Here is a 14,130-nt window from a genome sequence, read left to right as displayed (position 1 = left end):
CAATCAACCGGCCAGACGGGGAATGAAATTCCAGTTTGTGCCACGGTCGGTGGGGCAGGCCAGAGGGGCGCCGCAGAGCGCAACCCACCAACGATTCACCCCAGCAACTGCTTGCTCAGCCTTGCACACTGCACGCGAATATCCGGGATGGCGTCGATCTCGAAGAAGGTGCCGCGCGTCAGCGGGCCGACGGCGAGGATCTTTCGCGAGACCGTGCCGTCGCTGGCGATGATCTCGCAATTGGGCGACACGTCGAGGCCGATGCGCATCGGGTCCGGCCGCGCGAGCCCCCGGTCGACCAGCGAGCGCACCACGCTGTTCGACGAGGTCGAAATGTCACGCACGATGCCCGAGCAATCATAGATACGAGCAACCTCGAAAGTCTCGACAAGCTGGCTGTGGCGCGACTGGACGTCGACGGTGAAAGTCTCCCCCGGCACGATGCCGACGACGCGGCCGGCGACAAGCCGGATGCGGCCGGATTGCACGGCCTCGGTCACCTTGGCGTAGACTTCCGGCGCCATGCGATGGCGGTGGATGTCCCACCAGGCCTTGGTGTGCTCGACGAAGCGGCGCTTGGCGGAAGCCGGCCAGTTCTGCCAGATCTTCTGGTTGAAGGGGCGCAGGCCGTCGACCACGTCGCGCCAGTCGATGCCGGCCTTCTGGTTCTCGCGGATCAGGTCGCGGAACCAGCCGACGAAATAGGAAAGCTGGGTGCCGAGCGGGATGTCGGCGACGTCGAGCTTGATCGGATTGCCCTTGCGATGCGGCGACGGCAGCAGGCCGCGCCGGGAAACCGCGATGATCTTGCCGGTGTGGCCGCGCTGTTCCAGCGCCAGGAACGCGTCCACCATGCTGAGGCCGGTGCCCAGCACCATCACGGGGCTGTGCGGATCGAGCGCTGTATCGGCTTCCGAGCCCATGCGGATCGCATGGCCTTGCGCCGGCTGTTCGTCATGGCCGGTGGCGAGTATGGCCAGATGGGCGACGACGCTGGTGCCATTGGCGAGCGCCACCTCGACGCCGGATGGGGTCGGCGTGATCGACAGGCTCTCCTCGTGGATCAGGCGCAGCCGCCCGGTCGGCTGTTCGCGCGCTTCGAGTTCGTCGAGCAGCTCGCCGAGATAGCGGGCATAGATGCTGCGCGGTGCGTAGAATGGTGTCTGTGGCGTCTGCTCCTGGCTCACAAGGCCGCGCGCCTGCAGCCAGCGCCAGAAATTGCCGGGGTCGTCGGCATAGGCGCTCATGCCGGCGGCGCTGACATTCAGCACGTGCGCCGACAGCAGCGTCGAATAGGCGATGCCCTGGCCGAAATGCGGGCGCTTTTCGATCAGCGTGACACGCAGATCCGGATTGGGCGATTTCAGGAGATGCGCGGCAAGCACGACGCCCGAGGCGCCGCCGCCGACAATGATGATCGAATTGGCGCGCCCGCTCATGCGCGTTCCCGCGGTATGCGATGCGTCAGGCCTGGACCTTCACCGCGATCGGAAGATCGTGGATCTCCCTCGCGGCTGGAAGCTCGTCGAGGCCGATATCGCGCATTTCGGCGAGGCTGCGCTGGTCGAGCACCTCGGCGATCGCCTGCCGGACCTCCAGCATCAGATGTCGGACTTGGCATGTCGCCTCGTTGCAGTCTTCGCAGCGCTGATATTGTGTGCGGCTGGCGCAGGGAATTGGGGCCAGCGGCCCGTCAAGGACGCGCACGACGTGGCCGACCTTGATCTCGTCGGCGGGCCGAGCCAGACGGTAACCGCCATCCTTGCCCTTGCGGCTCTGGACGAAACCGGCATTGCGCAGCTCGCCCAGGATGGCGTCAAGAAACTTCTTCGGGATGTTGTTGCCGGTCGCGATGTCGTTGACGAAAGCGAGCTGCCCGGCCGGCATCCGCGCGAGGTGTACAAGCGCCTTGAGGCCGTACTTGCCTTTTTTGGTGAGCATAAACCGAACGTTTCTCTGTCATGCGATGGCTTGAAGCCATCCGTTGCGAAACGCCTGGCGTGCCTCCCCGCCGCGCCCAAGCATCCATGACACATAAATTCTAGTGACATGATATACAAGCCGAGAACTGTTGATTTTGCTTTGTTTTCAAGCCGTTCAGGCCATTTGTCAGGCTTTTGTGCAATTAAGGGCACAGAAATGCACATCGACCGCCCAAAGCGACAGGATGGCTCCCGGCGAGACAGCCGTGTCGCGCGCCGACTCACACGATGTCGACAGCCGAATGCCGCGAGCGATCATGGTGGTGGGGTGCCCGCTCATCGTCGCCTCCAATTCCCTCATGTCGATAAGGATACTATACTTACCCTCGAACACGCGGAACGGCTTGTCAATTCCGTAGCCGTTCGAGGCATGGATTTGCGTGGTGCTGGCCTGGGTAAGAATTTATCATTCGTGCGTGAACGGCACAGACAAGCAGTCGAGTGCCGGAGCCTCTACAACTTCGTCATCCACGGGCGGAGCAGCCGCGAAGCGGCGTCGCGGAGACCCGAGGATCCATTCCGTGACGTTGATCGAAGAGTGCAGCGGTGCAGAGTTCTGAACCGTGGCGACGCTTACATGTCGCGGCATGGATCCTAGGGTCTGCGCCGCGTCGCGTCGCTCCTTGCTCCGCCATAAATGACGAAGGTTGGAAGGTTCGCGGAGCGCCATTCCTGCTCCTACAGCGGTCTGTCATCGAAGCAGCGAGCGGCCACAGCCGACCTATGCGCTCTAGCATTCCGCAACCGACAGCTTTTTTCCAACAACCCCGCCTTCGTTGAAACAATTTAACTCTACAAGGCCGATAGAATTAGCGGACTATAATGGGGCAATCCGGTTTTCTCTGTTTTCATGGAGCCTTTTGATGTCCACCATTTCGCGACGCATTCTCCTTCTGTCGTCGGCCGCCCTTGCCGGCGCCGCCTTCCTCAGCCCGGCCCTGGCCGACGACCTGAAGATCACCATCGGCTACCAGACGGTGGTCGAACCCTCCAAAGTGCCGCAGGCCGATGGCGCTTATGAAAAGGCCACCAAGGCCACGATCGACTGGCGCAAGTTCGATTCCGGTGCCGATGTCATCGCCGCGGTCGCTTCCGGCTCGGTCGACATCGGCTATGTCGGTTCGAGCCCGCTGGCGGCGGCGGCCAGCCGCGAACTGCCGATCCAGACGATCTTCGTCGTCGGCCTGATCGGGCCGTCCGAGGCGCTTGTCGCCCGCAACGGCGCCGGCATCGAGAAGGTCGCCGACCTCGCCGGCAAGAAGGTCGCCGTGCCCTTCGTCTCGACGACGCATTACAGCCTGCTTGCCGCGCTCAAGCATGAGAATGTCGATCCGAAGTCGGTCCAGATCCTCAATCTCAGGCCGCCGGAAATCGCCGCCGCCTTCGCGCGCGGCGACATCGATGCCGCCTATGTCTGGGATCCGGCACTCGGCCAGATCAAGACGACAGGCAAGGTCGTGCTGGATTCCTCGCAGGTCGCCGCCTGGGGTGCGCCGACCTTCGACGCCTGGATCGTGCGTACCGATTTTGCCGAGAAGAACCCGGAAGCGGTGCGCGACTTCGTCAAGGTGACGGGCGCCGCCTATGCCGAGTATCTCGCCAAGCCCGACGCCTGGTCGGTGTCTTCGCCGCAGGCCGGAAAGATCGCCAAGCTCACCGGCGCCAAGCTGGAAGAGGTGCCCGAATTGCTGAAGGGCTACGTCTTCCCGACGCTCGAGGAGCAGGCCTCCGACAAGTTCCTCGGCGGCGGCACGGTCAAGGCGGTCGCGGCGGCCTCCGCCTTCCTCAAGGAACAGGGCAAGGTCGACGCCGTGCTGCCGGACTATTCGAAATACGTGACATCGAAATACGTCACCGAGGCGCTGGCCTCGAACTGAGCCCAGTGCTGAAGCGTCCCCGCATACCCTGGCGGCAATGCGGCGGCGCTCAAATGGCTCGCGCGCTCCTTCCCTGACGCCGCGTGCTGCCTGCTCCGGACCTGCTGACGAGGAGCCGTTCCGGGGCAGTCGGATTTCCTTAGAGAGGCCCCATGCCGCATCTCGTGCTCGACAAGATCTCGATCCACTACGAGGGCCAGCCGGCACCCGCCGTCGAACGGGTGTCGATCGACATCGCCAAGGATGATTTCGTCGTCCTTGTCGGCCGGTCCGGCTGCGGCAAGACCTCGCTGCTCAACGTCGCCGCCGGCCTGGTCGCGCCGGCGCGCGGCACGGCCACGATAAACGGCCAGCCGATCACGGCACCTGGTTCGGATCGCGCCGTGGTGTTCCAGAACGACGCGCTGTTTCCCTGGCTGACGGCGCGCGAGAACGTTGCCTTCGCGCTGCGCCTGCGCGGTGTCGGGCCCGACGAGCGGGCGCGCCGCGCCGACGAGCTTCTGGCGCTGGTCAAACTCACCGATGCCGGCGACAAGCGCATCTGGGAGCTGTCCGGCGGCATGCGCCAGCGTGTCGGCCTTGCCCGCGCGCTCGCCGCCGAACCGCAATTCCTGCTGCTCGACGAGCCGCTCGGCGCGCTCGATGCGCTGACGCGCGAGCGCATGCAGACGACGCTGCTCGACCTCTGGACGGCAAGCCGTGCCGGCGTGCTCATGGTCACCCATGGCATCGAGGAGGCGCTGGTGCTCGCCACCCGCATCGTCGTGCTGGCGCCCGGCCCCGGCCGCGTGGTGCGCACCTTCGAACCGGGCTTCTCCAGGCGCTACGCCTCGGGCGAGGCCATCCGCGCGATCAAGGCCGATCCCGGCTTCGCCGCGGCGCGCGGTGAACTGACCGACGCCATCTTCGAGGGAGAGGCGGCATGACCATCTCCTCCTACACCGAACGACCCGGCTCGAGGACCGAAGAGGCCGACGGCCTGTCGGTGCCGTGGTCGCGGCCAAGCCCGAAACGCAAGGGCGTTTCGGCCCGCATGATCAGCGCGGTCACCATACTGGTGGTGCTGGCGGCGTGGGCGCTGTCGGCCCGCCTGCAACTGGTGTCGCCGGTGTTCCTGCCCTCGCCCGTCGCCGTCTGGAACAAATTCATCGTCGTCATCCGGGATGGCTTCGTCGACGCGACGCTGCTGCAGCATGTCGTCGCCAGCCTCGGCCGCGTGTTTGCGGCACTCGTCGCGGCCATCCTCGTCGGCGTGCCGGTGGGTCTCGCCATCGGCATCAGCACTGTCGGCCGCGGCATCTTCGATCCGCTGCTGGAATTCCTGCGGCCGATCCCGCCGCTCGCCTATTTGCCGCTGGTCATCATCTGGTTCGGCATAGGCGAGCCGTCGAAGATCCTGGTGATCGCCATCGCCATGCTGGCGCCGGTGGCATTGTCAACGGCGTCGGGCGTTCGCGGCGTCTCGCAGGAGCGCGTCAACGCGGCGCGTTCGCTTGGCGCCACAAAGCGCCAGGTGGTCCGCCACGTGATCCTGCCCAGCGCGCTGCCCTCGATCCTGACCGGCCTGCGCATCGCGCTCGGCGCCGGCTGGTCGACGCTGGTCGCCGCCGAACTGGTCGCGGCGACGCGGGGACTTGGCTTCATGATCCAGTCCGCGGCCCAGTTCCTGGTCACCGACGTGGTGATCATGGGCATTCTGGTGATCGCGGTCATCGCCTTCGTACTCGAATTCACCATCCGCAGGATCGAGCGCGCGCTCGTCCCGTGGGCGGGACGGGAGTGACCAACCGCAAGTGCAGGAGAGAATGACCATGACCCATTCCACCGCCGTGCTGCTCGCCCATTTCGGCACCTGGCTGCTGGGCCTTGCCTCCGACGACAAGGCGACGAAGGAGGACAACCCGCCATCGCCGGCGCCAGTCCCGTTCCAGGCCGGACGCGACCGGCTGCCGCCGCGCGACGAGAGCTTCTACTGGGCCTGGCAGTACTGGTCGCAGTGACTGGCGAGACCATGGACAGAGCGCCCCTCGCCCCGTTTACGGGGGATGCCGGCAGGCAGGTGAGGGGCGGCGCAGACCCAGGTGTGCAATCGAGTCCGGCGAACACAGGTCCGATTTAATGCTGCAGCTACCAGTCCAATGCCGGCGCTGCCCCTTATTGCCCTGCCGGGCATTTCTCCCCGTTCACGGGGAGAAAGAGGCTAGCAACGGCCGCCGCCGATTGACCAAGCGGCTGAAAAACCATTCCGCCCTCCAACCTCATCTCGCAAAATCGTTCCTCTACTAAATTTATAGAACTACCTAGCCTTATCTCTCTTCCAACCGGCGAGGACATGCTCCCGGCGCCGATCCACAGAAGGAGAGGGATCATGTTCAATTTGACGAGGCGCGCTTTCGGCATCGGCCTTGTGGCCGCGACGGTTGCCCTGTCGTTCGGCGCCGCGGCGCAGGAGCTGAAGCAGTTCAGCATCGGCTATCAGAAAACCGGCCTGCCGGTGATCGCCCGGCAGCAGCAGGTCATCGAAAAGGCGCTGGGCGACAAGGGCGTCACCGTCAAGTGGGTCGAATTCACCGCTGGCCCGCCGCTGGTCGAGGCGCTCAATGTCGGCGCCATCGACGCTGGATGGACCGGCGACGCGCCGCCGATCTTCGGCCAGTCGGCGGGCGCCAACATTGTCTACGCGGCGGCGCTGCCGTCCAATGGCGACGGCGAGGCGATCTTCGTCAAGCCGGCGTCGCAGGTCCAGTCGGTCGCCGATCTCAAGGGCAAGCGCGTCGGCGTCGGCAAGGGCACCAGCGCGCATAATCTGCTGGTCGCCGCGCTGGAAAAGGCAGGTATCCCCTTCGATCAGATCACGCCGGTCTATCTCAGCCCCGCCGATGCGGCCGCCGCCTTCGCCAGCGACCAGATCGATGCCTGGGCGGTCTGGGATCCCTTCTTCGCCATCGCCGAAACGCGTTATCAGCCGCGTGTTCTGGCCCGCTCCAGCGATGTGCTCAAGGTCAACACCTATTTCCTCGCCAACAAGGATTTCGCCAAGGCGCATCCCGAGATCGTTACCACGACGATCGCCGCCCTCGGCGAGGCGGCGAAATGGGCGGACCAGAACCGCGACAAGGTGGCCGAGGCGCTGCATGAGGTGACCGGCGTGCCGCTCGACGCACAGACCATTGCCGCCAACCGCACAAAATTCGGCATCTTTCCGATCACCGACGAGATCACCGCCGGCCAGCAGGCGACAGCCGACCGCTTCTACAAGCTCGGCCTGATCCCGAAGGCGGTCCGCATCTCCGACGCGGTGTGGACCGCGCCGGGCAACTGATTTTTCGCATGGCGCCGGGCGGAAACGTCCGGCGCCTTTGTCGTTTCCGCTGATATCTTCAGGAGATCCGCCCGTGACCGCGCCAGACATGACCACGCCGGCCGGCACCGCGCCGCTCGATTTCTTCTGGTTCATCCCGACCCATGGCGACGGCTCCTATCTTGGTTCCGAGCAACAGCAGCGGCCGCCGGAGTTCGGGTATTTCAAGGAGATCGCGCAGGCGGTCGACCGGCTCGGCTTTCCCGGCGTGCTGTTGCCGACCGGTCAGAATTGCGAGGATTCCTGGATCACCGCGACAGGACTTGCGACGCTCACCGAGAAACTCAAATTCCTGGTCGCCTTGCGGCCCGGTGTGACGCTGCCGACCTTCGCCGCGCGCCAGACCGCGGCACTCGACCGGCTGAGCAATGGCCGGCTGTTGCTCAATGTGGTGGTCGGCGGCAATCCGACCGAGCTCGCCGGCGACGGCGTCTTCCTTCCGCATGACGAGCGCTACGCCCAGGCGCGGGAATTCCTCACCATCTGGCGCGGCCTGGTATCCGGCGAGCGCGTCAACTTCGACGGCAAATACTACCGCGTCGAGAATGGCCGACTCGACCTCTTGCCGTTGCAGGAACGGCCGCCGCTCTATTTCGGCGGCTCGTCCGACGCCGGCCAGGACCTCGCCGCCGACCTCGTCGACATGTACCTGACCTGGGGCGAACCGCCGGCACAGGTGGCCGAGAAGCTGGCCTCGGCGCGCGCGAAGGCGGCCCTGCGCGGCAGGAAACTGCGTTTCGGCATCCGGCTGCATTTCATCGTGCGCGAAACCGAGGACGAGGCCTGGCGGGCCGCCGACCGGCTGATCAGCCATGTCACCGACGCCCAGATCGAGAATGCGCAGGCGCGCTTCCTCAACCAGATGGATTCGGTCGGCCAGCGCCGCATGGCCGAGCTGCATGGCGGCCGCCGTGACAAGCTGGTCGTCTCGCCCAATCTGTGGGCGGGCGTCGGCCTGGTGCGCGGCGGCGCCGGCACCGCGCTGGTCGGCACGCCCGAGCAGGTCGCCGCGCGCATCCGCGAATACCAGGCGATTGGCATCGATACCATCATCGGCTCCGGTTACCCGCATCTGGAAGAAGCCTACCGCGTCGCCGAGCTGCTGTTCCCAGGTCTCGGGCTTGGCACCAGGCGGCAGCGGGCGCACCAGGACATCGCCAATGAATTCTCGGTCGGCTTCCACGGTGCCGCCCGCCTGCAGGCCTCTTCATGAGCTTTTCCGCGCGCCTCCACGCAAACGCCATCGGCTGGGTGTTGCCGATCCTGGTGATTGCCGGCTGGGAAGCCGCGTCGCGCGCGGGTGTCATGCCGGCCAATGTGCTGCCGGCGCCAAGCGCCGTCGCCGAGGCCTTCTGGCGGCTGACGCTTTCGGGTGAACTGATCCGCAACATCGGTGTTTCCACGGCGCGCGCGCTTGGCGGCTTTGCCATAGGCGGTTCGATCGGCTTCGCGCTCGGCCTCGCCAACGGCCTGTCGCGGCTCAGCCGCGGCCTGACCGACACCACGCTGCAGATGATCCGCAACATTCCGCATCTGGCGCTGATCCCGCTCGTCATCCTGTGGTTCGGCATCGACGAGGAGGCAAAACTGTTCCTGGTGGCGCTTGGCGTGTTCTTTCCGATCTACGTCAACACGCTGCTCGGCATCCAGGGCGTCGACCCGCAGCTGGTCGAGATGGGCCGCGTCTACGGCATGGACCGGCGCGCGCTGTTCTTTCGCGTCATCCTGCCGGGCGCGCTGCCGGCGATCTTCGTCGGCCTGCGCTACGCGCTCGGCATCATGTGGCTGACACTGATCGTCGCCGAAACCATCTCGGCCAGTTCCGGCCTCGGCTACATGGCCATGCAGGCGCGCGAATTCCTGCTGATCGATGTCGTCGTGCTGTCGATCCTGATCTACGCGCTGCTCGGCAAGCTCGCCGACAGCCTCGCCCGCCTGCTCGAGCGGCTGTCGCTCGGCTGGCATCCGGCCTTCCAGAACGGATGAGATGCTGTCCATGACCGTTGCCAGCCTGACCGCCGCCCGATCCTTCGTCGCCACGCCGGCGCCGGCGCGACCGGCCATGGCGGTCGAAGGACGGCGCGCCTTCGCCTTCAGGGGCGTGGGAAAGCGCTTCGGCGACAAGACCGTGCTCGACGGCATCGACCTCGAAGTGCCGGCCGGGCAGTTCGTTGCCGTCATCGGCAAGAGCGGCTGCGGCAAGAGCACGCTGCTCCGGTTGCTGGCGGGGCTCGACCGCCCGACATCGGGATCGCTGACGCTGGGCGCCGGGGAAGAGGATCACAGCCGCACCCGTTTCATGTTCCAGGAGCCGCGTCTGCTGCCCTGGGCCAGCGTGGTGAAGAATGTCGAGGTCGGGCTGACCGGCATCGCTGCCGGCGCGGACGCCAGCCAACGCGCGCTCGATATCCTCGCCGAGGTTGGCCTCGCCGACCGCGCTGGTGAATGGCCCTCGGTGCTGTCCGGCGGCCAGAAGCAGCGCGTGGCGCTGGCCCGCGCATTGGTCGGCCACCCGCAAATCCTGGCGCTCGACGAGCCGCTCGGCGCGCTCGACGCGCTGACCCGCATCGAGATGCAGCAATTGCTGGAGCGCATCTGGCTCGCCCAGAAATTCACCGCCGTGCTGGTCACACACGACGTCGCCGAAGCGGTCGCGCTCGCCGACCGGGTGGTGGTAATCAGCGCCGGCAAGATCGCGCTCGATCTGGAGGTGCCGGTGGAAAGGCCGCGCCGGCGCGGTTCCGCCGAGCTCGCCCGCCTCGAAGGCACGATCCTGGACCGGCTGTTCGGTTAGGGTAGTCTTGCGGCGCGGCATTCTGTCTGAACCGGATAAATAGGTAACAGAATGGCCCGACGGCACGGGTGACAGTTTTCTTGCTCACCGGGCTAGGGCTGTCTTGCGGTTACGCGATTGACGAGCGGCTTCCCCCACTCCGTCGCGGCTTTGCCGCGCCACCTCTCCCCCCTCCCCGAGGGAGAGGAAGGGAGCCAGCCGGCAAAAGCTCGCGTCTTTCCTCTCCCCCGTCGATCGGGGGAGAGGTGTCGAGCGTAGCTCGACGGAGTGGGGGTCGACCTTACCGCCACCCACCCCCTACCGGTTCGCCCACACCAGTCCGGCCAAGCCGACCAGCATGGTGACGATGCCGATATATAACCATTGCAGCTGGCCGGTCATGAAGCTGCCGCCGACCACGCCGATGCCTTGCAGCGACCACAGCGCACCGATGGCCAGCACAATCAAGGCCAGCAGATTTTTGGTCAGTCTCATTGACGGATCTCGCTTTTCAAGTCGATCGTTGGCCGTGCCGTGACCGTGATGAAAGAGCCAAAGGAAGTGGCACAATCACACCGGATTCTACTTGGAAATTAATTCGTCATTTTGTCAAAACGATCTCGGATATCGGCGCTGAGATCATCGAGAATGGATCAAATTGTGCCGGAAAATCCCTGACAGACTGTTACTCGGTGACTCCAAACGTGTGATCTCGCCACGGAACGGACAGATGCTTGCCGCATTTCCTGCCTTATTCGGCACCTAACGGCTTGGGTCTGTCAAAAACGGAGCCACCCCTTACAGATGAAGAACCTAAACCAGACCGCGCTTGTCGCGGTAACGATCGCTGCTGGCCTGATGGTCGGCGCTTCCGCCACTTCGGCGACCGCCGCCGCCGGCCAGTGCGGTCGCGCTTCATGGTACGCGCTGCACTCGAAAACCGCATCGGGCGAGCGCATGAACCCTTCGGCGATGACCGCCGCCCACCGCACCTTGCCTTTCGGCACCAAATTGCGGGTCACCAACCAGAACAATGGCAAAAGCGTCATCGTGCGCATCAACGATCGCGGCCCGTTCATTCGCGGACGCGTACTCGACCTGTCGAAGGGCGCCGCCGGCCAGCTCGGCTTCATCGGTTCCGGCCATACCTCGGTCTGCATGGCACGCGTCTGATGTGATTATCCCTGGACCATGATCTCCTTCGAAAACAGGAACCGGTTTTCGGGATCATGGTTCCGGCGGCCCGACATATTTCCTACACATTTCGGCAACGCACACTGAGCCGGCTCCGCCATTCCGGGCGGATTTGCAAGCCTTTGGACGAAAGAACCATTGGTCACGCCACGTGACGTATTGCATCGCAGCAATTAGTTGTTAACTTCGCCGCGAGACATTTGAGGCTCGGCGCTGCTCGTCGTCCCTTCGGTCGCAGGCAGCAGCGGGGTTGTCGATGTTCTATCAGCTCTATGAATTGAACCATGCGGCGCTGCAGCCGGCACGGCTTTATGCCGACGCGGTGCGGATGTTCTACTCCAACCCGCTCAATCCGATTGCCCACACGCCCTGGGGCCGCTCGGTCGCCGCGGGCGCGGAACTCTTCGAACGCACCACGCGCCGCTATGGCAAGCCCGCCTTCGGCCTCGGCAAGACCGTCGTCGACTGGAAGAGCGTCGAGGTCACCGAGAAGACCGTCTGGTCGAAGCCTTTCTGCAATCTGGTCCGCTTCGAACGCGCGGTGCCGGCCGGCCGCAAGCCGGATCCGAAGCTTCTGATCGTCGCGCCGATGTCGGGCCATTACGCCACGCTGCTGCGCGGCACGGTGGAAGCCATGCTGCCCTATGCCGATGTCCACATCACCGACTGGGTCGATGCCCGCATGGTGCCGCTGGCCGACGGCGGTTTCGATCTCGACGACTATATCGATTACATCGTCGACATGTTCCATGCGCTGGGTCCTGACACCCATGTGATGGCGGTGTGCCAGCCTTCCGTGCCGGTTCTGGCGGCGGTGGCGCTGATGGAGGCGAAGGGCGATCCCTTCGTGCCCTCGACCATGACCCTGATGGGCGGCCCGATCGACACCCGCCGCAACCCGACCGCGGTCAATCTCCTGGCCGAGGAAAAGGGCATCGACTGGTTCCGCGACAATGTCGTCATGCGCGCGCCCTGGCCGGTGCCGGGCTTCGGCCGCGAGGTCTATCCGGGCTTCCTGCAGCTGTCCGGCTTCATGAGCATGAACCTCGACCGCCACATCATCGCCCACAAGGACTTCTTCATGCACCTTGTGAAGCATGATGGCGACAACGCCGAGAAGCACCGCGACTTCTATGACGAATATCTGGCGGTCATGGACCTGACGGCCGAGTTCTACCTGCAGACCGTCGACACCGTTTTCGTTCGCCATGCCCTGCCCAAGGGCGAGATGACGCATCGCGGCACCCGTATCGACCCGTCGGTCATCCGCAACGTCGCCCTGTTCACGGTCGAGGGCGAGAATGACGACATATCGGGCCTCGGCCAGACCAAGGCGGCGCAGGATTTGTGCGTCAACATCCCGGCCGACAAGAAGGCCCATTACATGCAGCCGGCGGTCGGCCATTACGGCGTCTTCAACGGCTCGCGCTTCCGCTCCGAGATCGTGCCGCGCATCGTCGACTTCATCACCAGCTATGGCCGCCAGAACCGCGTCGCGGTGAAGCCGAAGCTGGTCCGCACCGCCAAGCGATAGGCAATTCCGGGACAGAATCGGCTTCAGGGCCGATTCTGTTGCACAAGTGCCGCTGTCCCTCCCCGCGGGTAACCATGCTGCAAATCAGCCTGTCGTCGTAATTGACACGGACTGTCGATCGCCCTTAACGTTTCGTTAACAACAGGGTGAGCGGGGACAATGAATTCCTCAACAATGGCGAGAAGGCTGCGCGTGTGCGTGGCCGCTGCCGGTCTGGCAGCCACGGGAGGCTGGATGGCACCGGCCTTGGCGGCCGGGGCGATGGCGACCGGGGGCATCACCTCGCAGCCGATCGGCCACTATGATTTCTGCAAGCTGCACCCAGCCGAATGCTCGATCCGTCCGAGCAACCTGGCTCCGGCCAGGATGACCGACGGGCTGATGCGCAAGCTCGTCAATGTCACCGCCAGGGTCAACGCCGCCGTCAAGCCGATGAGCGACATGGACATATACGGCAAGGACGAGGTCTGGGCCTATCCCGACAAGGGCGTCGGCGATTGCGAGGACTATGTGCTGGAAAAGCGGCGCCAACTGTTCCGCTCGGGCATCTCGCTTTCCGATCTTCTCATCACCGTGGTGCGCAAACCGGACGGTGAAGGCCATTCGGTGCTGACCGTGCGCACCGACAAGGGCGATTACGTGCTCGACAATTTGACCGACAAGGTCAGGGCCTGGGACCAGACCGGCTACCGCTTCCTCAAGCGGCAGGCGATCGACAACACAGGCCGCTGGGTCTCGATCCGCGGCGGCCAGCAGGTCCTGGTGGGGTCGGTGGAATAGGGACTGGTAGCGGTTTTTTAGCCGTGGCTTTCACCCGTTGTCGGTTATTATAGCAGAGGCTGGCGCTGCCCCTCATTGCCCTGCCGGGCATTTCTCCCCGTATAGTGACGGGGAGAAAGACGCTGTTGTAGGCGCTTTCGCCAACGTACAAGCGCCAGCGGCGCGGCTGTTCCCCTTCTCCCCGTCTCTATACGGGGAGAAGGTGCCGGCAGGCGGATGAGGGGCGGCGCCGACATGCCCAGTCGCGCACCTCGCGCATCCCTCCCGAAAATTTTCTCAATCTCTCCGTGAACCATTTCCGTTCGCCCGGCGACACACAGCCGTGAATGACGAAACCCAACCATGGAGACTTCAAATGACTGCTTTTCTGCGAAACACCCTTCTCGCCGTTGCCGCCGTATCGGCCCTGGGCGGATCCGCGATGGCCGACCAGACGGTCAGCTGCGCCCACACCAACCTCAATGACCTCTGGGCCGGCCGTTGTTGTGGCACTGCCGGCGCATCGGACTGCCTGGGCGGTGGAAACAATGACCACGGCCATGATCGCCCGGGCACCAACGGCGGCAACCCCAACGGCAGCACGGCCGGCAAGAACTGATCTCGCCACGCCTGCCCGCTGGCCGATGCCG

15 protein-coding genes are annotated in these 14,130 nt (G+C 64.7%); 12 read left to right on the top strand and 3 right to left on the bottom strand.

From position 1 onward, the window contains the following. Positions 1 to 95: 95 nt before the first annotated feature. Both EB230_RS04645 and EB230_RS04640 read right to left on the bottom strand, forming a co-directional pair. Positions 96 to 1,439: an FAD/NAD(P)-binding protein gene (locus EB230_RS04645; protein ID WP_172371588.1), complete on the bottom strand. Its 1,344-nt coding sequence runs from the start codon at positions 1,437 to 1,439 to the stop codon at positions 96 to 98. Positions 1,440 to 1,464: 25 nt separating this feature from the next. After that, entirely contained in the window at positions 1,465 to 1,941 is a 477-nt protein-coding gene (locus EB230_RS04640; protein WP_172371587.1) for an Rrf2 family transcriptional regulator, read from the bottom strand. A 904-nt stretch (positions 1,942 to 2,845) separates the two neighbouring features. Between EB230_RS04640 and tauA the strand changes: the two genes are divergently transcribed. The 8 genes from tauA (at position 2,846) to EB230_RS04600 (ending at position 10,014) form a co-directional block, all read left to right on the top strand. Further along, positions 2,846 to 3,859, top strand: coding sequence for a taurine ABC transporter substrate-binding protein (tauA, locus tag EB230_RS04635; RefSeq protein ID WP_172371586.1), 1,014 nt, complete (start codon positions 2,846 to 2,848; stop codon positions 3,857 to 3,859). A gap of 152 nt (positions 3,860 to 4,011) precedes the next feature. Further along, positions 4,012 to 4,785 (top strand): taurine ABC transporter ATP-binding protein, encoded by a 774-nt coding sequence (locus EB230_RS04630; protein WP_172371585.1) that lies wholly within the window; start codon positions 4,012 to 4,014, stop codon positions 4,783 to 4,785. Continuing rightward, positions 4,782 to 5,642 (top strand): ABC transporter permease subunit, encoded by an 861-nt coding sequence (locus tag EB230_RS04625; protein WP_172371584.1) that lies wholly within the window; start codon positions 4,782 to 4,784, stop codon positions 5,640 to 5,642. The genes EB230_RS04630 and EB230_RS04625 overlap by 4 nt, the downstream gene beginning before the upstream one ends. 28 nt (positions 5,643 to 5,670) lie before the next feature. After that, complete coding sequence (locus EB230_RS04620) at positions 5,671 to 5,859, top strand: hypothetical protein (RefSeq protein WP_172371583.1); 189 nt, start codon at positions 5,671 to 5,673, stop codon at positions 5,857 to 5,859. A 368-nt stretch (positions 5,860 to 6,227) separates the two neighbouring features. Beyond that, positions 6,228 to 7,181, top strand: a complete 954-nt coding sequence (locus tag EB230_RS04615) for a sulfonate ABC transporter substrate-binding protein (RefSeq protein ID WP_172371582.1) — start codon at positions 6,228 to 6,230, stop codon at positions 7,179 to 7,181. Between the two features lie 88 nt (positions 7,182 to 7,269). Continuing rightward, entirely contained in the window at positions 7,270 to 8,433 is a 1,164-nt protein-coding gene (gene ssuD / locus EB230_RS04610) for an FMNH2-dependent alkanesulfonate monooxygenase (protein WP_172374997.1), read from the top strand. Further along, entirely contained in the window at positions 8,430 to 9,206 is a 777-nt protein-coding gene (locus EB230_RS04605; RefSeq protein ID WP_056574165.1) for an ABC transporter permease subunit, read from the top strand. The genes ssuD and EB230_RS04605 overlap by 4 nt, the downstream gene beginning before the upstream one ends. 10 nt (positions 9,207 to 9,216) lie before the next feature. Beyond that, the gene (locus EB230_RS04600) at positions 9,217 to 10,014 is read left to right on the top strand and encodes an ATP-binding cassette domain-containing protein (RefSeq protein ID WP_172371581.1); all 798 of its coding nucleotides are present in this window, start codon (positions 9,217 to 9,219) and stop codon (positions 10,012 to 10,014) included. A gap of 297 nt (positions 10,015 to 10,311) precedes the next feature. Here the strand turns inward: EB230_RS04600 and EB230_RS04595 are convergent, their stop codons facing one another. Then, the gene (locus EB230_RS04595; protein ID WP_172371580.1) at positions 10,312 to 10,488 is read right to left on the bottom strand and encodes a hypothetical protein; all 177 of its coding nucleotides are present in this window, start codon (positions 10,486 to 10,488) and stop codon (positions 10,312 to 10,314) included. 309 nt (positions 10,489 to 10,797) lie between these two features. On the opposite strand from EB230_RS04595, the gene EB230_RS04590 reads away from it, so the two are divergent. The 4 genes from EB230_RS04590 to EB230_RS04575 all read left to right on the top strand — a co-directional run bounded on the left by EB230_RS04590 (position 10,798) and on the right by EB230_RS04575 (position 14,099). Beyond that, positions 10,798 to 11,166, top strand: coding sequence for a septal ring lytic transglycosylase RlpA family protein (locus EB230_RS04590; RefSeq protein WP_056574162.1), 369 nt, complete (start codon positions 10,798 to 10,800; stop codon positions 11,164 to 11,166). 277 nt (positions 11,167 to 11,443) lie between these two features. Next, entirely contained in the window at positions 11,444 to 12,721 is a 1,278-nt protein-coding gene (locus EB230_RS04585; RefSeq protein ID WP_172371579.1) for a polyhydroxyalkanoate depolymerase, read from the top strand. Positions 12,722 to 12,880: 159 nt separating this feature from the next. After that, entirely contained in the window at positions 12,881 to 13,501 is a 621-nt protein-coding gene (locus EB230_RS04580; RefSeq protein WP_056574155.1) for a transglutaminase-like cysteine peptidase, read from the top strand. Between the two features lie 355 nt (positions 13,502 to 13,856). Then, on the top strand, positions 13,857 to 14,099 hold the full coding sequence (locus EB230_RS04575) for a hypothetical protein (protein WP_056574152.1): 243 nt from the start codon (positions 13,857 to 13,859) through the stop codon (positions 14,097 to 14,099). Positions 14,100 to 14,130 lie beyond the last annotated feature (31 nt).

It is taken from the genome of Mesorhizobium sp. NZP2234 (assembly GCF_013170765.1).
GTDB lineage: Bacteria > Pseudomonadota > Alphaproteobacteria > Rhizobiales > Rhizobiaceae > Mesorhizobium > Mesorhizobium loti_D.
Note: the sequence above shows the minus strand (reverse complement) of the source record. Positions and strands in the feature narration are given on the sequence as shown.